A 20,113-nucleotide genomic window follows, 5' to 3' on the forward strand; every position below is an offset into this window, starting at 1 on the left:
AAGTACCAGATGGATGCATAGCTCAGCTGGATAGAGTACTCGGCTACGAACCGAGCGGTCGGAGGTTCGAATCCTCCTGCGTCCACCACAACTAAACCTGCTAAGTGCAGGTTTTTTTGTTTTTAGAATTCAACAAAATAAAGCTCAGAGTGGACGTGAGGAGGTGAGATCCTCCGTCAGGTTCGACAAAATCGCCGGGAGCGATTTTCACTCGTACCATCCCTGATACTCGCCTTCGGCAGCGAAGCTGTGCAAAACGACATCCTGTCGTTTTGTGGACGAGCGAAGCTCGGCCCGCAGGGCAAGTGGCAGGACGCCACTTGCAATCCTCCTGCCGCGAACTATTCGCTTCAACAGTTTCTCTTTTGCTCTTTCGAGTTCCTGCAGAGTTAAACTCAAACCACCAAACCACCAAACCACCAAACCACCAAACCACCAAACCACCAAACCACCAAACCAACTAAGCCGCCCGTTCCCCGCCATAGCATTCCCCAAGCGTAGCCTCCAGCGCTCTAACCACCTGACCTCTGTTTAGCACCCCAACCACCACGCCATTCTCAAGCACAGGCAGCTGATGCAAATGCAGGCTGCTAAAGATCACGGCAGTATCAACCACACTGTCGGATGCAAGCACTGTGACCACCTTTTTACTCATCACCTGGGCTATCGTATTGTGCAGGCTGCAGAAGTAGCTGGCATGTAACATAGCGGCCAAACAGTCCTGCTCAGATAAATAACCGACCAAATTATTATCTTTATTAAAAACAGGCGCACCAGTCAGGTTAAACTGCCGCAGTTGCTGTACAGCCTGAACTATCGTATCGTCTTGTTGCAGGCGCGGAAATTCTCGCTGAAATATATCTTGTACCATGTTCATCGTCAGTCTCCTTGAGTGAATGAACACAGCATAAACTTGGTAAATACCTCGATGAAAACGAATTAATACGCTTACTAGTATCGTAATTTGTGATTAAAATGCTGGGAGGCAAACAAAGAAGTTGGCCAAAAGGAATGAAACGTATGTTTTATGTGCAGTTAAATCAGTGCAAACAGATTTTTGCTTTACCTTTGAACTCTGTTTTGTATAATGGCGCCTCCAACGCTAGGGGCATAGTTCCAATTGGTAGAACAGCGGTCTCCAAAACCGATGGTTGGGGGTTCGAATCCCTCTGCCCCTGCCACTTCATTCTGATATGAATTCTTTATCGTCTAAGCAGCAACTGCTGCACTTACTCCAGATACAACCACTTGAATTACATCAAGAGTTTTCTGCTATGGCCAAAACGCCTGAAGCTGAAATTGATGTGCTGGCAGAAGCTGTTGCTGATATCAAAGCTGTAGTTGAAGCTGTCGAACCAGCAGTGCCTGTTTACTCTGAAGCATACACTGAACAGGACCATGAACCAGACCCGGAACTGACCTTCTGCAAAGACGTCTTCGTGGCGCTCAACGAGTATCAACCAGATCTGCAGTGGCGGTTAAACCCGGCCAGTACTGAACCTATGTTGCAAAACGGACTCTTAGTAACACCTTCGATTGAATTATTACAGTCAGCCCAGCAGAAAAAGCTGCTCTGGTTGTGCCTCCAGCAAGAGAGCTGATGTATGCCGTTAATACGTAGTGCCACCCCTGCCGACATCCCTGCGATGTTGCAGATAGAACAAAGCGCCAATAGCCATCCCTGGTCGGTAGGCACCTTTAGCACCTGCTTTGGTGAGCGTTATTTTAATGCCGTGCTAGTGAGTGATAACGACGCCATCCTGGGTTTTTACATAGGTGAAAAAGTCGCAGTAGAAGCCAGTTTATTTAATATTGGTGTGGCGCCAAAAGCTCAGGGCCAAGGTTATGGCCAGCAACTGATGCAGCACTTTATTGCACAGGCTCAGGATTTAGAAGCACTGGACTGCTGGCTGGAAGTGCGTCAATCCAATGCCAATGCCATTAAGCTGTATGAGAAATGTGGTTTTATTCAAACCGGTTTACGCCCCAGTTATTACCCAACAGCGACAGGCCGGGAAGATGCGATTTTAATGGCTTTGCCCCTAGGCTAAGGTTAAATCGTCTCTCCAGAACGATAATTTCCCGACCAAAGTGGCTAAATTCTGTGCCTGCGCTCTGCTTGCTGTTATAATCGCGCGAAATTTCCTATCGAACACAAGCCCACTCTGCTTCTTGGCTATGTTGTGGGCTTCGTTTATTGATCAAGTTGGATGGCATGACTACCGAACTGTTTTTAGAAGAAATTAACAAACGCCGCACTTTTGCGATCATCTCTCACCCGGATGCTGGTAAAACTACTATCACTGAAAAAGTGTTGTTGTTTGGACAGCTTATTCAAAAGGCTGGTACGGTCAAAGGTAAAAAGTCGGGCCAGTATGCGACGTCTGACTGGATGGAAATGGAAAAAGAGCGGGGCATCTCGGTCACGACTTCGGTGATGCAGTTCCCTTACGCTGACTGTTTGGTCAATCTGCTGGATACGCCGGGTCACGAAGACTTCTCGGAAGATACCTACCGTACTTTAACGGCAGTAGACTCTTGTTTAATGGTGATCGATGGCGCCAAAGGTGTTGAAGACCGGACCATTAAACTGATGGAAGTCACCCGTTTACGTGACACCCCCATCATTACTTTTATGAACAAAATGGACCGCGATATTCGTGATCCTGTTGATTTATTAGATGAAGTGGAAAGTGTATTAAAAATCGCCTGTGCTCCTATCACCTGGCCAATCGCCTCTGGTAAGGAGTTTAAAGGTGTCTATCACATTTATCGTGACGAAATTATTTTATACAAATCAGGTATGGGCCATACCATTCAGGAACTGGATGTGATTAAAGGCATCAACAATCCTGAACTGGACAAACGTGTGGGTTATTACGCCGATCAGTTACGTGAAGAAATGGAACTGGTCAAAGGTGCAAGCCATGAGTTTGATTTAGAGATGTTCCGTAAAGGTGAATTAACCCCAGTATTTTTTGGTACTGCTTTAGGTAACTTTGGTGTCGATCATATGCTGGACGGTCTAACTGAATGGGCTCCTGCGCCTCAGCACCGTGCTACCACCACTCGTGTGATTGAGCCGTCAGAACCAGCCTTTACCGGTTTTGTCTTTAAAATTCAGGCCAATATGGACCCGAAACACCGTGACCGCGTGGCCTTTTTGCGCATCTGTTCAGGTAAATATGAGAAGGGCATGAAAATGCACCATGTGCGCATTGGCAAAGATATGCTGGTGCCACAGGCTTTAACCTTTTTAGCGGGCGATCGTGAACACGTGGAAGAAGCTTTCCCTGGCGATATCATCGGCTTGCATAACCACGGTACTATTCAGATTGGTGATACCTTTTCCTCTGGTGAAAAGTTTAACTTCACAGGTATTCCAAACTTTGCGCCTGAATTATTCCGCCGTATTCGTCTGCGCGACCCGTTAAAGCAAAAGCAGTTACTCAAAGGTTTAGTGCAACTGTCGGAAGAGGGTGCTGTGCAGGTATTCCGTCCGCTGGATAACAACGATTTAATTGTTGGCGCCGTGGGTGTGCTGCAGTTTGACGTGGTAGTGCATCGCTTAAAATCTGAATACAGCGTCGATGCCATTTATGAAAGCGTCAACGTCACGACTGCGCGTTGGGTTTATAGCGACGATCATAAAGCTATGACTGAATTAAAGAGCAAAGCCAGTATGAACCTGGCGCTGGACGGTGGTGATAACCTGACCTATCTGGCACCTACTATGGTTAACCTGAATTTGTCGATGGAGCGTTATCCGAAGATCAAATTCCATAAGACCCGTGAACATTAATTCAGGCACTAAAGGTTTTTTATGAATATCAAAGAATTATTATCTGCAAAAACTCAGGCCGCTATGATAGCTCTGGGTTTGCCTGCTGACACCAATACGGCTGTCACCATCAGTACTAAAGTTGAATTTGGTGATTACCAAATTAACGGTGCTATGGCGGCTGCCAAGTTATTAAAAACCAATCCCCGTGCTTTGGCGCAGCAGCTGGTGCAACAACTGGATTTAGCCGATATGGCTGAAAAGGTTGAAATTGCAGGCCCTGGTTTTATTAACGTCACCTTACGTAAAGACTGGTTAGCTGCTCAGTTGGTTGGTGCTTCACAAAACCCACGTTTAACCTTAAGCGCAAATCAGGCACCGCAAACTGTAGTCGTAGATTACTCAGCGCCAAACCTCGCCAAAGAGATGCATGTTGGTCATTTGCGCTCCACCATTATTGGCGATGCCGTGGTGCGCTGTCTGGAGTTCTGGGGTGATAAAGTCATTCGCCAGAACCATATGGGCGACTGGGGTACGCAGTTTGGTATGTTGATTGCGCATCTGGAAGACAAGCTGGCGGCTGGCATCGACTTAGAGCAAGTGGCTCTCGCTGATTTGGAAGACTTCTACCGCGAAGCGAAAAAACGTTTTGACGATGAAGCAGGTTTTGCCGATAAATCTCGTGACTATGTAGTGAAATTACAAAGCGGCGACGCGCACTGCCAGAAGTTATGGCAGCTGTTTATCGATACTTCAATAAAGCACAGCGATGATGTCTATAGAACTTTAAAAGTGACTTTAGGCCATGAGCATATCAAGCCAGAAAGCGCCTATAACGCTATGCTGCAGCCTATAGTCGATGGCTTAAAGCAGCAGGGTTTAGCAGTAGAAAGTGAAGGCGCTTTAGTGGTGTTTTTGCAAGAACTGGCAGATAAAGAGGGCAACCCTTCGCCATTTATAGTGCAAAAAACCGGTGGTGGCTTCCTGTACGCCACTACAGATTTAGCTGCCTGTCAGTACCGTAGTTTTGATTTAGCTGCCGATCGCATCGTGATTTTTACCGATGCCCGTCAGGCGCTGCACTTTAAACAGGTAGAGTTAGTGGCCCGCAAAGCCGGCTTGTTAAAAGATCACGTGGCTTATGATCATTGCCCCTTTGGCACCATGATGGGTGAAGACGGTAAGCCGTTTAAAACCCGTACCGGTGGCACTGTGAAACTGGCTGAGTTGTTAGAAGAAGCCGTAGTGCGTGCTCAGGCTGTGGTAGAGCAAAAATCCTCTGATTTAAGCGCCGAAGAAATGGCTGAAGTGGCACGTAAAGTAGGTATAGGTGCAGTGAAGTTTGCCGACTTATCGAAAAACCGTACCAGTGATTACGTCTTTAGCTGGGACGCCATGTTAAGTTTTGAAGGTGCGACAGCCCCTTATCTGCAATATGCTTATACCCGTGTCAGCGGTATTTTGCGCCGTGCTGGTATCGACGAGAGCTTTCTAGCTCCGTTGCAACTTTTAGAAGATCAGGAAAAGCAGTTAGCCGTCAAACTGTTACGCTTAGAAGAAACCTTACAGGCTGTGATGAAAGATGCGGTGCCTAACCTGTTGTGTAACTACTTATACGAGTTATCCAGCCAGTTTATGAGTTTCTACGAAGCTTGCCCTATTTTAAAAGAAGGCATTGAACCAGAACTGAAAAACAGCCGTTTAATGCTGAGTATTCTGGTGGCCCGAACCTTAAAACAGGGCTTAGACTTATTAGGTATTGAGGTCATGGAGCGGATGTAATCCGCTTCACACCAGATATCCCCTCTGGCTATTCGTTGTTCAAGGACAAACTGATGAAAATTGCTGATATTCGCCGCAGCTACACTATGGATAAACTGGATATGGATAAGCTTGATGCCGATCCTTTCCTGCAGTTTGAAGCCTGGCTGAAAGATGCGGTAGCGGCTGAGTTACCAGATCCTACAGCTATGTGTGTCGCTACAGTAGATGCATCAGGCCAGCCATCACAACGTCTGGTGTTGCTTAAAGATTTCAGCAGTAAAGGTTTTGTGTTTTATACCAACTTAGGCAGCCGTAAGGCCTCTGAGCTGGAGCACAACCCAAAGGTGAGTCTGCATTTTCCATGGCATCCACTGGAGCGTCAGGTGATTGTTTATGGCACCGCAGAGCGGGTTCCGACCAGTCAGGTGATGAGTTATTTCTTGTCCAGACCAAAAGAGAGTCAACTGGCGGCCTGGGCTTCGGAGCAAAGTCGTCCTGTGTCGACCCGTCAGGTGTTGATGCAAAAGTTTGCTGAAATTAAACATAAATTTGAGCATGGCGAAGTGCCAGTACCTTCGTTCTGGGGCGGCTTTTTAGTCAAACCTCATCAGATTGAATTCTGGCAAGGTGGAGAGCACAGGCTGCATGACCGCTTTATGTACAAGCAGCAAGCCGATCAAAGTTGGGCCATAGAGCGTTTATGCCCATAACCCTTTCTTCACAGGCCGCCGATACGCGGCCTGTATTATTTGATAGTCACTGTCATCTGGATTTACCCGAGTTATTGCCACAACTTGAGTTGCATCTTGCGAACGCCAAAGCTGTGGGTGTTGAAAGCTTTTTAGTGCCTGCAGTGCAATCCTCGGCCTGGTTGCCTTTGCTGGAATTAAAGCGATGTTATGGTTTTTATATTGCACTGGGCGTACATCCCTGGTGGGCCAGTCAGACTGAAGTTGCGGCTTTAACCGAACTTGAGGCTTTAGCAGCTCTGCCAGAAGTGTGTGCTATAGGTGAAATAGGGCTGGATTTTGCCCTGGATGAACAAAGTTTTGTTTTGCAACGGCAGTGTTTTGAGCTGCAGCTGCAGCTGGCAGCTAAGCTGAAAAAGCCAGTGATTTTACACCACCGCAAATCACAGAATGAATTACTGCAGGTCCTTAAACAGCAGCAGTTTAATCAAGGCGGCATTTTGCATGCGTTTTCGGGCAGCTTTGCACAAGGCAAAGCCTTTATTGACAGGGGTTTTAAGCTCGGCATTGGCGGTACTATTACTTACGATCGCGCTGAGAAAACCCGCAAGGCCGTCAAGCAATTTCCACTCGATGCTTTAGTACTGGAAACTGATTCTCCTTCGATGCCACTAAATGGTTTTCAGGGCCAAATCAATACACCAGCTATGTTACCTTTGGTACTGAAAGAGTTGGCAGAATTAAGAGGTGAAGATCCTCAGCATATTGCACAAGTGCTTTATAACAACACTGTTCAGCTGTTCCAATACCGTTTATAACTTTCTAAATCCAACGGAAGGAGTTTCCAAATTGAACTCGATTTTTTCCGTACTAGGGTACTGGCGGTCTACTATGCCGAATAGTTTGTCTCTTATTTTTTCTTCAAGCGTGTTAGGCACATAAATAGCCTTTAGAGCCTCAACAGGGATTGATTGCAGTCCTATACGCCCTGAAATAAAACGGTATTCTATTTCATCCATCCATTTAGATTTTTTTGTAAATGCGGCTGTACTGGTTTTGCGCAATAAATCCGAACTAAGCTCATTTTTCAAGTATGCCGCATAATCTGATACGGTGATGACGACTGTATTGTTATCTGAGTATTGAACCCTACCGTGGGTAAATTTGCCATCTTCCCCAGAATCAAAAAAACTCTCCAAAACTGTGCTGTCATATTCTAGACAATAACATTTAGAACTCGCGGTGCCTTCAGTATGCTTCGCGTATTCTTTCCAAAAATTTGGGTTTGTTAAAGGGTAGGGATACATATGATCTTCGCAAGCCATTGCCATAGAACAGATCCCTATGGAGTTTTTTATATCATTCAAAAACGAGTCGATACCTTTTAGGAAAATTTGAGGTATGTCTTTTATTTCTGCTCTTGGCTGTTGCATACGAATAACAGTCTTGATCATATCGTCAAGCTGCACTGGCGTATTGGATCTGGCGAGACGTCGTTGATAAAATTCACAAAGCAGGTTTACCCATTCAGCATTTGACACGTTCTTATCGAGCATCCAGCTAAATTCTTCTTCGTCATTTAGAGTGTCTATTCTGGCAAACCATAGCTGGCTGTTTTCAAGAGCTTTTAAATCATCGCTATTTCCCTGCCTGAATTTAAACAGTCTCATAAATAGCAATACTCCTTATCTTGCCTAAAGCAAATTCGCAGCATCTGCCTGTTTGCTGCGACGCCATTTTTGCCACTGATGAGTGATTTTGCTCCAGGTGCCGCGCAACATAAAAGCCACAACTCCTGCAAGTAATAACATCCAGAACACCTGCCGCATTAACTGCTGCCAGGCTTGAGTCACAGGCAATAAGCTAGCATCCATTTTCATACTGATTTTGATATAGCCTATGACCCGGCCTTGCTGAGTGATTTCCTGCACCATAGCCAGCAGAGCTTGTTCATGCTGAGGCGCGTACAACAGCTGAGCCGCTGCTGTGCCTTCTGAAGCAGACAACTTCACGCCGTTGGCATCATAGACCACCACATCCTGCAAATAAGGTGTAGCGGCAATATGTGTAGTCAGTTGGTTTAAACTTTCTAACTGGTCGTTGTCTATCAAATAAGCTGCAGTATGAGATAAAGCTATTAGAGTCGAACGCATCAATTCTGTGCTCTGTTGCTGAAACAACAGTTCACCTTGCTGGTTACTGTTCCACCACCATTGCGATAGCACCCAAATTCCCAGTAAAGCCAATAATAGCTGGACCACTCGGAAGTATTTTGAGTTTTTGTTGTGCTGATATCCGCTTGATTGCATCAATTTGCCTGATTTTTACACTGACAATGGCTTAAAAATGTCGGTAGAATGCCACGGCAACAGAATGAAGTACAGGTGGCCCTTTGAGCTTTTATTATAAGATTGACCCAAACTCCTTTGCTGACAACAGTTTAATTCAATGGTTAACAGCGCATGGCGCAACACAAGACGCAGTGCAGATGCATGCTTCCGGTTTCTATCAAAGCGAACGTGAAGCGGCAGACGCTGTTTCAGCTCCAGAATTTTGGTCTGGATTAGTCACAGCCCAGAGCGCTGCCAGCCTGCGGATTTTTTCCGGCAGCGTCACGTTACAGCAACTCTTTGCTGTGCTGCAGTTATTGCCTGCTGATGCGGCTTATCATTTAAGTTTGTATCGTCCTCACGCTGATTTAGCTTTAGCTGTGCGTATCGATTTACCTTTTGCCTTAAGCACAGAGCATATCCAGGCTTTGCGCCAGTTGAGTGAGCCCTGGGCAGCTGAATTGGTCTATCTGCCAGCTCCGGTGCTGTTAAAGCAACCTGGTGTACTGGTGATGGATATGGATTCCACTGCCATCCAGATTGAGTGCATTGATGAGATAGCCAAGCTAGCAGGTGTTGGAGAGCAAGTGGCTGCAGTGACTGCCCGGGCTATGAATGGCGAATTGGATTTTGCTCAAAGCTTACGCCAACGGGTTGCTACATTGAAAGACGCACCAGAGAGCATATTGAAACAAGTGCTGGATGTAGTACCACTAATGCCTGGTTTAGAAGCCTTAGTGGCGTTTTTACAGCAGCATCAATGGCAAGTGGTGATTGCATCCGGTGGCTTTACTTACTTTACTGAAGCGTTAAAACAACGTTTACAACTGACCGCGACTTTTGCCAATCAGCTCGAAATCATCGATGGCAAACTAACAGGGCAGGTGCTGGGTGCAGTGGTTGATGCTCAGACTAAAGCAGATGTAGTACAGCAGATTGCCAGTCAATACCAGATCCCCGCCAGTCAGACTGTGGCTATTGGTGATGGGGCGAACGATTTACCTATGCTGGCTGTCGCAGCCCTTGGTGTGGCTTTTCATGCCAAACCTAAGGTGCAGGCTCAGGCCAAAGCGGCGATACGGCAAGGCTCGTTATTGCAACTGCTGTATTTACTGGAAAGCTGATGCAACACCTGCAAAGCTCAGCCTGGCTTCATGTCGCTGATTATCAGCTGCATTTGCGGCAGTTGACGCCTGATAAAGCAGGATCTGCCTACCCAGTGCTGATGCTGCATGGCGCTATTGAAAACAGCCGGATTTTTTATAATGAAAAAGGCCGGGGTTTAGGCTGTTTTTTGGCAGACCGTGGTTTTGTTGTCACTTGTGCTGATTTTGCCGGCCGTGGTTTATCCAGCCCTAAAGCCAGCAGGCGTTTTAATCACAGTCAGCAGCAACTGATTTGTCAGGATATTCCAGCATTAATCACTCATCTGTACCAACAGCATCAGCAGCCTGTCGTAGTGATGGCGCATTCCTGGGCTGGCGTGGTGTTGGCGGCAAGTTTAGCGCGTTTTCCAGAGCTGCTACCTAAGGTGAAAGCAATCGTTACCTTCGGCACAAAACGAGTGATTAGCGTGGGAGGCTTTAAAAAACGTCTGCATATTGATTTAGTCTGGAACAGGCTGTCGCCGCTGCTGTGTCTTTTGTATGGTTATTTACCGGCTAAGCAATGGCGTTTTGGTGCTGACAATGAACCCGCTCAGTATGTGCTGGATACTATTGACTGGATCTGTGGCGGAGCCTTTATTGATCCTACAGATGGCTTTGATTATGCTGCCGCTTGCGCTGCTATCTGTTGGCCGCGCAGTTGGCACTTTGCAGCTACTGGAGACAAGCTATTAGGGAATCCTATTGATGTACAAGCGTTTTTGGTAGAAACAGGTTTGAATTCTGGAGTTTACAGCCTTCTTGGTAAAGAGCCTGGTCATCAGCAAGATTATGACCACATTTCTATGCTGACGGATGCAAGGGCTTTAACTGATCACTTTGCCAGACTTGAGCAGTGGCTGAAACTGCTTTAGCCAGTAGCTGGTACTATGGCGATTTTAGTGTAGCTAAGAGTGCAAGTCGTTTTTGTTGTTGTGTAACGATCTGCTCATGACTCAGGTTAAAACGCAATAAAACCTCGTCAGTGATATCAATTACATCCCCCACACCGACTACACTCCAAAGTTCCTCTTCCAGCACTTTGGCCTTGTGGATAGCATAAGTACTGACATAGCCAAGCTCTTTGGCAATATGCTCAGTATCAGGACGGCCGGTACGAGATAAAAAGATCTTAAACGCAAACAACAATCCACTGCTAACTACATCATCAACAAATTCTTTCTTTGCATTTTGCTGCTGGAAATCAAAATCAAACCGGGTTTCAAAACTTTGTTCGATACTTTGCTGATCAGGCGTGAAGCGCAGAAAGACCTCATAACTGAAAGGCACTTCTTGACGTTTCATTTTTTTTAGCTGATTAGCAAATTGCAAATTGGTCGCATTGTTTTTCAGCAAAGGTAACATGGTGATCGAAGCAGAGTCCTCACTGAAATGAGCCAGTAACTTGTGTAAAGCGCTGGGTTTGGCACCCATAGCCACTACATCAAGGTTGTAGCGAACCCCCTGACGATGCACATAAAAGGCAAAGGTATCCAAGGCTTTTACATACATATTGCGTAATGCAGGGCCAAGGCCGGGAAACTTCGGTGTCTCTTCCGCCATGGTCAATTTACTTCTGTTGTTATTGATCAACTGCTGGAAAAATATTTTTCCCGGATGATCGTTGGTTGGATCTATAACCCTCATATTTATAATCAACTTATTTTTACTGACAGCCATCACCTCGTAGGGCAAAGCTGAAAGTTGATGTTTAGTAGTGATCTTTTGTAATTCAGGCAAACTGATGCGTACTTTGTCGCCTTTAACAAATTCAATAGGCTCAGAACACTCCAGTTGGAGACCTTTACTCGAGAAGTCACGACTAAAAGCTGTAATGTCGCCACTTTTGTCGCGTTCCAAAAGCACTGTGGTTTTGTACAAAAATCGACTTTCAGAACGCAAATTTACATACTGTACCGAAGCACTTTCAATAGGTGGAACCTGCTCAAGTTTGGCATGCCCAAATACTTTCAACTGGTTAACTAAAGCAGCATCGTAAGTCATTGCCTTGTACAAATTGTTGCTTTGGGTTGTGCTGATATCTGTCAGAGAGACTATATAGCGTAAGTCCCGGATAAAATTTGCAATTAATGGGTTTGGAGGTTGATTCAGCTTTTGTACTTCTTGGTCTACTGTATTAGGTAATGACAGCAAAATATGAGCGTGAGCAGGGACAGTGCGTAAAACTGACATGCGAAATGCACGGAAGCTGGCTTTTGCTGCACCAAAACCAAAAAAAACGGCTTTTAGTTCGGCATATTGTTGTAATTCTTCTGTGGTGGCCGAATAAAAAAACAATCTGCCTTTAGCTGCGTGGGTAAAAGTGTAAAGTACGGTACTGTTTTCATTGGCCTCTTTTGCAAGGCATTGTTTTATCCGCCGTACATGCAGAAGTTGAGGTAACACATTTTGTTGACGCTCATCCTGGAAGTAGTGCATCAGATGTCTGCTGTTTTCTGTCGTCAAGACACAGCTGGGTAAGGCCTTTCCTTCTTTTACCGCTAAAAACACTGGCAACGAGCTGATCCGAGGTAAATAAAATTGTTCATAGCCCTTAATAAAGACAGCTTCGTAAGTATTATCCAGGTTTACTTTGTAACGTCTTTTATTGCCATGTATAAAGTGCTGCAGGAATTCAGAAAAGCCTTTTTCGTCAGCCAAAGGTAAACGTTTCAGTCGAACATAATAACTTTTGTCGGCGGATTCAACGTCAATCACCTGATAAGGGATGCCATTGTTCATACCAAAGGCAAATTCCTGCTCTAAACCGCGGAAAAAAATGGCAATTTTTTGCCCTGCAGTCATTTCTATTGCCAGTGGGATCTTGATTTTACAACCTGATACGGAGAGATCACTAGTGCTGGCTGGAAAACGATCTTCGTCTTGCAATACGACTTCAATATCAATTGAAAAATTCATTCGCTCTTCACTGCGAATATTATAGCCAGCAAAACGGAGTAACTGAGCCGCTTTATAGTCGTTAGCCGTGGCATCTATGTCTGAAGTAGGCACTACTGAGCCAGTTAAAACGTCAGAGGTTTCGCCGGATAAAACAACCTGCAGCCTCTTATTCGTTTCTTGCTTATGCCTGACTCTGAAGTTGTTATCGGTATTGGTCACTTCTTCGAAGATGCCAATGGTATAGTGGCCATACTGCTGAATGCCTTTTTCAAAAGTTCGAATGGCTACCTCATCAAGATAGTGAGTTTGGCCTTTGTGCACAAAAGCGCGAACTTCTCCGTCGACCCTGCCACGTAAATCGATATAATAGGTGCATGGCTGCCCCAGACGTTTTAATTCCATTTTGATCAGAAACTGTTGCGATTTGGCTAAGTCTCCGGTCAATAGCCGAAACTCCTCATCAAACAGCGGGGTGTTGATAAGGGGTTTGAGGCGCTGCAGGACGCCGCTGTAAGCTTGTAAGTCGTTTGTTGTCATGCTCGCTTAAACACTAACAGGGCAGAGGTTATCCCTGAATGATTAATTTGGGTTAGAGTAAAACCAGTAGGACGTAAAAGCAATAATCGTGCCTTTTAATAAAATGAGATAAAACATGGCTAAAACTAAGAGCGCATACGTCTGTAACGACTGTGGCGCCGACTTTGTCCGCTGGCAGGGTCAATGTACTGAGTGTGGTACCTGGAATAGTATCAGCGAAGTGCGTTTACCCAGCGTGACAAAACAACAACGTTTTGACGGTTATGCCGGCGCTACTGCAGCGAAAGTGATTCGTTTAGATCAGGTTGACTTGCAGGATGTGCCACGTTTTAGCTCTGGTTTTGCCGAGTTTGACCGGGTCTTAGGCGGCGGTATAGTGCCGGGTTCAGCTATTTTGATCGGTGGTAGCCCTGGTGCTGGCAAAAGTACCTTGTTGCTGCAGATTATGTGTGGTTTAGCCACAACAGATAAAGCTTTGTATGTCACGGGTGAAGAATCTCTGCAACAAGTCGCGCTGCGAGCCCACAGACTAGGCTTACCTACTCAGAATCTGATGATGCTGGCTGAGACCAATGTCGAGACCATCTGCCAGCTGGCTCAACAAGAAAAGCCGCGCATAATGGTCATTGACTCTATTCAGGTGATGCAAATGACCGATATTCAGTCTGCGCCTGGTAGTGTATCCCAAGTCCGTGAAAGTGCTGCCTATTTAACCCGTTTTGCTAAGCAGCACAATGTAGCTGTCATTATGGTGGGGCATGTCACCAAAGACGGCTCTTTGGCTGGGCCTAAAGTTCTGGAGCATTGTATCGACTGCTCTATTTTGCTGGACGGCGATACAGACAACAGATTCCGTACTTTGCGCGGCAACAAAAACCGCTTTGGTGCTGTCAATGAACTGGGCGTCTTTGCGATGACAGGGCAGGGCATGCGGGAGGTGAAAAACCCATCAGCTATATTTTTAAGCCGCGGCAAAGAAGATACCCCAGGCTCTATTGTCATGGTGCTGTGGGAAGGGACCCGACCTTTGCTGGTTGAAATTCAGGGCTTAGTCGATTATTCGCCATTAAATAATCCACGCCGGGTTACTTTGGGCATGGAACAGAACCGTATTTCGATGTTGCTTGCTGTATTGCATCGTCATGCTGGTATTCAAATGGCTGATCAGGATGTATTCGTTAACGTGGTTGGTGGCGTTAAAGTGAATGAAACCAGTGCTGACTTAGCCACCTTACTGGCATTAGTATCGAGTTTTAAGAATAAAGCCTTGTCTAACGAGCTGGTTGTCTTTGGTGAAGTGGGATTGTCTGGAGAAATCCGCCCTGTACCCAGTGGTCAGGAGCGCTTAAAAGAAGCAGCTAAACATGGCTTTAAACGCGCTATAGTGCCAGTTGCCAATGCACCTAAAGAACCAATTCCTGGTATGACAGTAGTAGCAGTCAGTAAGTTATCCGAAGCTTTGGATGCGTTGTAAACCTAAATTTAGGTACGGTCAGACATAAAAAAACGGCCGAAGAGCCGTTTTTGCCGTTTTTATATCCGACCTAATTGATGTTGGGCAAGGGAGCAAAGGGGTCAGGCCTTGAATGTTGAATCTAGATTCAATATTCAAGGCCTGACCCTAAGTCTTAATTCAGAGCGTTAGGGAAGTTCAGCAACAACACAGCTTTGGCGTCATCACGTAATTTCACTAAACCTAATTTGTCATAGCTTTCGACCATAATAACCAAGGCTTGCTCTACCGCAGGTGAATCACGGTAATACTCAACAATGTACTTACAGCGGTTTGCTGCGGCTAAGTGAGCGCCACGGCGGGTGTAGTAGTCGGCAACCAGCAGTTCGTAACGCACAAGTTTTTCTTTAATAGCAAACATGCGTTTTTTGGCGTCGTCAGCATACTTACTGTTTGGATAAGTGCTGACTAAAATTTTAAAGTCGTCGAAACCTTGTTTGGTGCTGGACATATCACGGTCAGCACGGTCAATGCCTACAAACTCCTGAAACGCATTTTCGTCAACTTTCAGATTGCTCAAGCCGCGCATATAATAGGCATAGTCTAAATCCGGGTGGTTTGGGTTCAGACGAATAAAACGATCTATGCTGGCTAAAGACTGAGTTGTATTACCGCTTTGGTAATAAGCGTATATCAGATCCAATTGCACCTGACGGGACAAAGGTCCAAATGGGTAACGACTTTCCATAGCTCTTAACAGTTCAATAGCTCTGTTGTAGAGCCCTGAATCCAGAACATCTTTGGCTTCTTCATACATTTGCTGAGCAGACTGGTTGGTATTGACCAGTTCTTCTTCGGCTTTTTTGTTCCCCGCGCAGGCGGTTAGTGTTAAAGCTAGGGCGATTATGGCTAAAAAATTCACTTTCATTTAAAAATCCGCTACTACTTAAACCTATTGGCTATTTAGTCTGGAGTAAAACCGTTAAAATAGCCTTTTATGGCCCGATTCTAACCCAGACTGTTCGGGTATGCACACAGGATAACTGGTTCCGACATGACAAAACAGATAAAACTTGCAGAAATTGTACCTGATCACCTATTTGGTAAGCGCTTAGATCAGGTCTTGGCCGAAATGTTCCCGGACTATTCGCGTTCCAGAATAAAAGAATGGATTTTAGCCGATTGGGTTCAAATCAATGGTCAGCTCTGTAACACCCCCAGAGAGAAATTGCTGGGTGGGGAGTCTGTATTGATCCAGGCCGAGTTACCAGATGATGAGCGCTTTGAAGCTGAGCCTATAGACCTAAATATCGTTTATGAAGACGAGCACATTATGGTGATCAATAAACCTGCAGGTTTAGTGGTGCATCCTGGTGCAGGCAATGCCGATGGTACTTTGTTAAACGCTTTGTTACACCACTGTCCTTCTATTGCCGAAGTGCCACGGGCTGGCATAGTGCATCGTCTGGATAAAGACACTACAGGTTTAATGGTGATTGCCAAAACTATTCCGGCTCAGACCCATTTAGTTGAAGCTATGCAGGAGCGGGAAATTACCCGTGAATATGAAGCGATTTGCCACGGAACTATGACAGCGGGCGGTACAGTGGATGAGCCAATAGGCCGTCACCCTACTAAACGCACGCATATGGCAGTGACCAGCTCAGGTCGTCCTGCGGTGACCCACTATCGAGTGATGGAAAAGTTCCGTGCTCACACCCGTTTGCGTTTACGTCTGGAGTCTGGCCGTACTCACCAAATCCGTGTGCATATGACCTATATTAACTATCCGCTGGTCGGTGATCCTGTTTACGCAGGCCGTCCACGCCCTCCGCGTAAAGCGGATGAAGCGCTGTTAACGGTATTACGTGGCTTTAAACGTCAGGCGCTGCATGCGGCTATGTTGCGTTTAGCTCATCCTATTACCAGTGAGATTATGGAATGGCATGCGCCAATTCCTGACGACATGGTTGAGCTGACATTAGCCTTACGTGTCGATACGGATATTCATGGTCTGGACTTTGCCTGATGTTCAAAGCTGACTGGCCTGCGCCATTTAATGTCAAAACAGCGATCAGTACACGCGAGGGAGGTGTCTCTTTGCCTCCTTACGATGGGTTGAATTTAGGCAGTCATGTCAATGACAGGCCTGAAGCTGTGGCGCAGAATCGTCAGCTTTTCAGACAACAGATAAATATGCCTGCTGAACCTTTGTGGCTAAATCAGGTGCATGGCACAGACTGCGTGCTGCTTGAGCAGACTGATTTTTCAACGGGTCCTTTTACCGCCGATGCCAGTACCACCAAAACTAAAGGTCTGGTGTCGGTGGTACTGACCGCGGATTGCCTGCCGGTGTTGTTTTGTGATCTAGCTGGTACTCAGGTTGCGGCAGCTCATGCGGGTTGGCGTGGTTTAGTCGATGGCGTGCTGGAACAAACCCTGACACAGTTTACTGATCCAAGCCAGGTGATGGCTTGGCTAGGTCCTGCTATTGGCCCCACTGCGTTTGAAGTCGGTGATGAAGTACGGCTGGCTTTTATCGAAAAAGAAGCTAAAGCTGACGCAGCTTTTACGGCTGTTCCGAATAAACCAGGTAAATGGCTGGCTGATTTATATCAACTGGCGCGTTTGCGTTTGAATGCGGCCGGAGTTTCACAGATTTACGGTGGCGGTTTTTGCACTTACACCGACTCAGATGATTTTTATTCCTATCGTCGTGATGGCGAAACAGGCCGTATGGCGTCTTGTATCTGGATTGACTGATCTAAGTCAAATTTTTGACGTTTTATTGCTTGATAATTAGTCGGCTCTCCCCCATCTTAATGCCAACAGCAGTTTGATGTGCGTGGAGATAAATAGTATGAGACTCGACAGATTTACCAGTAAATTCCAATTGGCAATAGCCGAAGCTCAGTCTATGGCTTTAGGCCGTGACCATCAGTTTATTGAACCCATTCATTTAATGCACGCTTTGCTGAATCAAGAAGGTGGATCCACCAAAGATATGTTCAGCAAAATTGGTGTGAATACTAACGAATTGCGCTCCAAGCTTTCCCAAGCCTTAGAGCGACTGCCGAAAGTCGATGGCGTAGACGCCAATGTGCAGCTATCAGCTGCCACTATTAGCCTGCTGAATTTGTGTGATAAATACGCGCAAAAACGTAAAGACCAATATATTTCCAGCGAATTATTTGTGTTGGCCGCCTGTGAAGACAAATCTGAATTAGGGCATTTATTGCGTCTTCTGGGTGTGGATAAAGCTGTAGTTGAAAAAGCCATAGAACAAATTCGTGGCGGCCAGAATGTGGATGATCCTAATGCGGAAGACAGCCGTCAGGCACTGAACAAATACACAGTCGATTTAACGGCGCGGGCGGAAGCTGGTAAGTTAGATCCTGTGATAGGCCGCGATGAAGAAATCCGTCGTTGTATTCAGGTGCTACAGCGCCGCACTAAAAACAATCCTGTACTGATTGGTGAACCTGGTGTAGGTAAAACTGCCATAGTCGAAGGTTTAGCGCTGCGTATTATTAACAAAGAAGTACCTGAAGGCTTGAAAGACAAACGTGTCCTGTCTTTGGATATGGGGTCTTTATTGGCTGGCGCTAAGTATCGTGGTGAATTTGAAGAGCGTTTAAAAGCAGTACTGAACGAGCTATCAAAAGAAGAAGGCCGGGTCATTCTCTTTATTGACGAAATTCATACCATGGTAGGTGCAGGTAAAGCTGACGGTGCTATGGACGCAGGCAATATGCTCAAGCCTGCGTTAGCACGGGGTGAGTTGCATTGTTTAGGGGCTACTACCTTAGATGAATACCGCAAATACATTGAAAAAGATGCAGCATTAGAGCGTCGTTTCCAAAAAGTCATAGTGGATGAGCCTTCAGTGGAAGACACTATCGCCATTTTGCGTGGCTTAAAAGAGCGCTATGAGCTGCACCACGCGGTAGAGATTACCGATCCAGCCATAGTAGCGGCTGCTACTTTGTCACACCGTTATGTCAGCGACCGGCAACTGCCGGATAAAGCTATAGATTTAATTGACGAAGCTGCGTCAAGTATCAGGATGCAGATGGATTCGAAGCCTGAAGAGCTGGACAGATTAGAGCGGCGTATTATTCAGCTGAAGTTGGAAGACAATGCACTGGCGAAAGAGACAGATGAAGCCACCAAAAAACGTCGTGACATGATCCTGGAACAAATTCGCGAACTTGAGTTGAAATACAACGAGCTGGACGAAGTCTGGACCTCAGAAAAAGCCGCTTTGCAGGGCACACAAAATATAAAAGCGGACTTAGAGCAAGCCCGGCTGGATATGGAGGTTGCACGTCGTGCCGGCGATTTAAACCGGATGTCGCAGCTGAAATACGAGCGTATCCCTGCTTTGGAAAAGCGGTTGGATTTAGCGTCACAAGCTGAAATGCAGGAAATGACGCTGCTTAGAAACAAAGTCACTGAGCAGGAGATTGCCGATGTGCTATCCAAAGCTACCGGTATTCCTGTCAGCAAAATGCTGGAAGGTGAGCGCGATAAATTACTGCGAATGGAGCAAGAGCTGCAAAAACGGGTAGTCGGCCAGGCTGAAGCTTTGGAGGCTGTGTCTAACTCTATTCGTCGTTCCCGTGCTGGTTTGGCTGACCCTAATAAACCTATAGGTTCTTTCTTGTTTTTAGGTCCAACAGGGGTAGGTAAAACAGAACTGACCAAAGCTTTGGCTCAGTTTCTGTTCGACACTGAAGATGCGTTAATTCGCATAGATATGTCGGAGTTTATGGAAAAACACACAGTATCGCGTTTAGTCGGCGCTCCTCCTGGCTATGTCGGCTATGAAGAGGGCGGTTATTTAACTGAGGCGGTAAGACGCAAACCATATTCAGTGGTGCTGCTGGATGAAGTAGAAAAAGCCCATCCTGATGTGTTTAATATTCTGCTGCAGGTGTTGGATGATGGTCGTTTAACTGACGGACAGGGCCGCACTGTCGATTTTAAAAACACAGTGATTATTATGACTTCGAACTTAGGCTCAGACCTTATTCAGGAGCATTACCAACATCAGGATTATCAGCAAATGAAAGATATGCTGATGGTAGTGCTGACTAAACAGTTCAGACCAGAGTTTTTAAACCGACTGGATGAAACTGTGGTGTTCCACCCGCTGGACAATGCCCATATCCGTCATATTGCCTCTATTCAGTTGCAGCGCTTGCGTTTGCGTTTGCAGGACAAAGGCTTTGGATTGTCTGTCACAGACGCTGCTTTGGATCTGTTGGCCGCTGCTGGTTTTGATGCTGTCTTTGGGGCGCGGCCATTAAAAAGGGCTATTCAGCACTATATTGAAAACCCATTGGCTCAAACCTTACTGAAAGGCCAGATTAAACCGAATGCAATAGTGTCAGTCGATGCCAAAGCAGGGCAATTTGTCATTGAATCCGGATCTGTTCAGTAAAACCTCCAGTCACTAAAAAGCCCGCGGAAGCGGGCTTTTTTATTTTCGGCCCTAAACCACCTACTTC

18 protein-coding genes and 2 tRNA genes are annotated in these 20,113 nt (G+C 46.0%); 14 read left to right on the top strand and 6 right to left on the bottom strand.

What is annotated here, in order from left to right; all coding sequences use genetic code 11:
- The first annotated feature begins 11 nt into the window (after positions 1–11).
- Positions 12–88: transfer RNA gene (locus EMM73_RS08585), tRNA-Arg, on the top strand.
- A gap of 119 nt (positions 89–207) precedes the next feature.
- Here the strand turns inward: EMM73_RS08585 and EMM73_RS20040 are convergent.
- Positions 208–483 carry a hypothetical protein gene (locus EMM73_RS20040; RefSeq protein WP_186435168.1) on the bottom strand — a complete coding sequence of 92 codons (276 nt, stop codon included), beginning with the start codon at positions 481–483 and terminating at the stop codon, positions 208–210.
- On the bottom strand, positions 461–877 hold the full coding sequence (locus EMM73_RS08595) for a CBS domain-containing protein (protein ID WP_127686023.1): 417 nt from the start codon (positions 875–877) through the stop codon (positions 461–463). Before EMM73_RS08595 ends, EMM73_RS20040 begins: the two co-directional genes overlap by 23 nt.
- 227 nt (positions 878–1,104) lie before the next feature.
- On the opposite strand from EMM73_RS08595, the gene EMM73_RS08600 reads away from it, so the two are divergent.
- The 7 genes from EMM73_RS08600 to EMM73_RS08630 all read left to right on the top strand — a co-directional run bounded on the left by EMM73_RS08600 (position 1,105) and on the right by EMM73_RS08630 (position 7,052).
- A tRNA-Trp gene (locus tag EMM73_RS08600) sits at positions 1,105–1,181 on the top strand.
- 12 nt (positions 1,182–1,193) lie between these two features.
- Positions 1,194–1,601: a hypothetical protein gene (locus tag EMM73_RS08605; RefSeq protein WP_127686024.1), complete on the top strand. Its 408-nt coding sequence runs from the start codon at positions 1,194–1,196 to the stop codon at positions 1,599–1,601.
- Positions 1,602–1,604: 3 nt separating this feature from the next.
- Positions 1,605–2,051 carry a ribosomal protein S18-alanine N-acetyltransferase gene (gene rimI, locus EMM73_RS08610; RefSeq protein WP_127686025.1) on the top strand — a complete coding sequence of 149 codons (447 nt, stop codon included), beginning with the start codon at positions 1,605–1,607 and terminating at the stop codon, positions 2,049–2,051.
- A gap of 164 nt (positions 2,052–2,215) precedes the next feature.
- A complete protein-coding gene (prfC, locus tag EMM73_RS08615) occupies positions 2,216–3,802 on the top strand; it encodes a peptide chain release factor 3 (protein WP_127686026.1) in 1,587 nt (528 codons plus the stop codon).
- A gap of 21 nt (positions 3,803–3,823) precedes the next feature.
- Positions 3,824–5,563, top strand: a complete 1,740-nt coding sequence (argS, locus tag EMM73_RS08620) for an arginine--tRNA ligase (protein ID WP_127686027.1) — start codon at positions 3,824–3,826, stop codon at positions 5,561–5,563.
- A gap of 53 nt (positions 5,564–5,616) precedes the next feature.
- A complete protein-coding gene (pdxH, locus tag EMM73_RS08625) occupies positions 5,617–6,255 on the top strand; it encodes a pyridoxamine 5'-phosphate oxidase (RefSeq protein WP_127686028.1) in 639 nt (212 codons plus the stop codon).
- Complete coding sequence (locus EMM73_RS08630) at positions 6,246–7,052, top strand: TatD family hydrolase (RefSeq protein ID WP_127686029.1); 807 nt, start codon at positions 6,246–6,248, stop codon at positions 7,050–7,052. Before pdxH ends, EMM73_RS08630 begins: the two co-directional genes overlap by 10 nt.
- Here EMM73_RS08630 and EMM73_RS08635 read toward each other — a convergent pair.
- Together EMM73_RS08635 and EMM73_RS08640 are read right to left on the bottom strand one after the other, a co-directional pair.
- A complete protein-coding gene (locus tag EMM73_RS08635) occupies positions 7,047–7,904 on the bottom strand; it encodes a DUF2971 domain-containing protein (protein ID WP_127686030.1) in 858 nt (285 codons plus the stop codon). The two genes, EMM73_RS08630 and EMM73_RS08635, sit on opposite strands and share 6 nt — an antisense overlap.
- 24 nt (positions 7,905–7,928) lie before the next feature.
- Complete coding sequence (locus EMM73_RS08640; protein ID WP_127686031.1) at positions 7,929–8,543, bottom strand: hypothetical protein; 615 nt, start codon at positions 8,541–8,543, stop codon at positions 7,929–7,931.
- An 83-nt stretch (positions 8,544–8,626) separates the two neighbouring features.
- On the opposite strand from EMM73_RS08640, the gene serB reads away from it, so the two are divergent.
- Positions 8,627–9,688 carry a phosphoserine phosphatase SerB gene (serB, locus tag EMM73_RS08645; RefSeq protein ID WP_127686032.1) on the top strand — a complete coding sequence of 354 codons (1,062 nt, stop codon included), beginning with the start codon at positions 8,627–8,629 and terminating at the stop codon, positions 9,686–9,688.
- A complete protein-coding gene (locus EMM73_RS08650) occupies positions 9,688–10,584 on the top strand; it encodes an alpha/beta fold hydrolase (RefSeq protein WP_127686033.1) in 897 nt (298 codons plus the stop codon). Before serB ends, EMM73_RS08650 begins: the two co-directional genes overlap by 1 nt.
- A gap of 13 nt (positions 10,585–10,597) precedes the next feature.
- Here the strand turns inward: EMM73_RS08650 and EMM73_RS08655 are convergent, their stop codons facing one another.
- Entirely contained in the window at positions 10,598–13,147 is a 2,550-nt protein-coding gene (locus EMM73_RS08655; protein ID WP_127686034.1) for a PilZ domain-containing protein, read from the bottom strand.
- Between the two features lie 115 nt (positions 13,148–13,262).
- On the opposite strand from EMM73_RS08655, the gene radA reads away from it, so the two are divergent.
- On the top strand, positions 13,263–14,621 hold the full coding sequence (radA, locus tag EMM73_RS08660) for a DNA repair protein RadA (RefSeq protein WP_127686035.1): 1,359 nt from the start codon (positions 13,263–13,265) through the stop codon (positions 14,619–14,621).
- 154 nt (positions 14,622–14,775) lie between these two features.
- Here the strand turns inward: radA and EMM73_RS08665 are convergent, their stop codons facing one another.
- Positions 14,776–15,528, bottom strand: coding sequence for an outer membrane protein assembly factor BamD (locus EMM73_RS08665; RefSeq protein ID WP_127686036.1), 753 nt, complete (start codon positions 15,526–15,528; stop codon positions 14,776–14,778).
- 126 nt (positions 15,529–15,654) lie between these two features.
- On the opposite strand from EMM73_RS08665, the gene rluD reads away from it, so the two are divergent.
- The 3 genes from rluD to clpB all read left to right on the top strand — a co-directional run bounded on the left by rluD (position 15,655) and on the right by clpB (position 20,046).
- Positions 15,655–16,629 (top strand): 23S rRNA pseudouridine(1911/1915/1917) synthase RluD, encoded by a 975-nt coding sequence (gene rluD, locus EMM73_RS08670; RefSeq protein WP_127686037.1) that lies wholly within the window; start codon positions 15,655–15,657, stop codon positions 16,627–16,629.
- Positions 16,629–17,363 carry a peptidoglycan editing factor PgeF gene (gene pgeF / locus EMM73_RS08675; protein ID WP_127686038.1) on the top strand — a complete coding sequence of 245 codons (735 nt, stop codon included), beginning with the start codon at positions 16,629–16,631 and terminating at the stop codon, positions 17,361–17,363. The genes rluD and pgeF overlap by 1 nt, the downstream gene beginning before the upstream one ends.
- 97 nt (positions 17,364–17,460) lie before the next feature.
- The gene (gene clpB / locus EMM73_RS08680; RefSeq protein WP_127686039.1) at positions 17,461–20,046 is read left to right on the top strand and encodes an ATP-dependent chaperone ClpB; all 2,586 of its coding nucleotides are present in this window, start codon (positions 17,461–17,463) and stop codon (positions 20,044–20,046) included.
- Positions 20,047–20,113 lie beyond the last annotated feature (67 nt).

The sequence above is a fragment of the Rheinheimera sediminis genome, from assembly GCF_004005375.1.
Taxonomy (GTDB): Bacteria; Pseudomonadota; Gammaproteobacteria; order Enterobacterales; family Alteromonadaceae; genus Pararheinheimera.

Bases quoted from the DNA above. Each gene is read 5' to 3' on its own strand.
- EMM73_RS08595 (WP_127686023.1), bottom strand. From the start codon at position 877: ATGAACATGGTACAAGATATATTTCAGCGAGAATTTCCGCGCCTGCAA.
- EMM73_RS08650 (WP_127686033.1), top strand. From the start codon at position 9,688: ATGCAACACCTGCAAAGCTCAGCCTGGCTTCATGTCGCTGATTATCAG.
- EMM73_RS08655 (WP_127686034.1), bottom strand. From the start codon at position 13,147: ATGACAACAAACGACTTACAAGCTTACAGCGGCGTCCTGCAGCGCCTC.
- argS (WP_127686027.1), top strand. From the start codon at position 3,824: ATGAATATCAAAGAATTATTATCTGCAAAAACTCAGGCCGCTATGATA.
- rluD (WP_127686037.1), top strand. From the start codon at position 15,655: ATGACAAAACAGATAAAACTTGCAGAAATTGTACCTGATCACCTATTT.
- pgeF (WP_127686038.1), top strand. From the start codon at position 16,629: ATGTTCAAAGCTGACTGGCCTGCGCCATTTAATGTCAAAACAGCGATC.
- clpB (WP_127686039.1), top strand. From the start codon at position 17,461: ATGAGACTCGACAGATTTACCAGTAAATTCCAATTGGCAATAGCCGAA.
- EMM73_RS08640 (WP_127686031.1), bottom strand. From the start codon at position 8,543: ATGCAATCAAGCGGATATCAGCACAACAAAAACTCAAAATACTTCCGA.
- EMM73_RS08635 (WP_127686030.1), bottom strand. From the start codon at position 7,904: ATGAGACTGTTTAAATTCAGGCAGGGAAATAGCGATGATTTAAAAGCT.
- EMM73_RS08605 (WP_127686024.1), top strand. From the start codon at position 1,194: ATGAATTCTTTATCGTCTAAGCAGCAACTGCTGCACTTACTCCAGATA.
- prfC (WP_127686026.1), top strand. From the start codon at position 2,216: ATGACTACCGAACTGTTTTTAGAAGAAATTAACAAACGCCGCACTTTT.
- radA (WP_127686035.1), top strand. From the start codon at position 13,263: ATGGCTAAAACTAAGAGCGCATACGTCTGTAACGACTGTGGCGCCGAC.
- rimI (WP_127686025.1), top strand. From the start codon at position 1,605: ATGCCGTTAATACGTAGTGCCACCCCTGCCGACATCCCTGCGATGTTG.
- EMM73_RS08665 (WP_127686036.1), bottom strand. From the start codon at position 15,528: ATGAAAGTGAATTTTTTAGCCATAATCGCCCTAGCTTTAACACTAACC.
- pdxH (WP_127686028.1), top strand. From the start codon at position 5,617: ATGAAAATTGCTGATATTCGCCGCAGCTACACTATGGATAAACTGGAT.
- EMM73_RS08630 (WP_127686029.1), top strand. From the start codon at position 6,246: ATGCCCATAACCCTTTCTTCACAGGCCGCCGATACGCGGCCTGTATTA.
- EMM73_RS20040 (WP_186435168.1), bottom strand. From the start codon at position 483: ATGGCGGGGAACGGGCGGCTTAGTTGGTTTGGTGGTTTGGTGGTTTGG.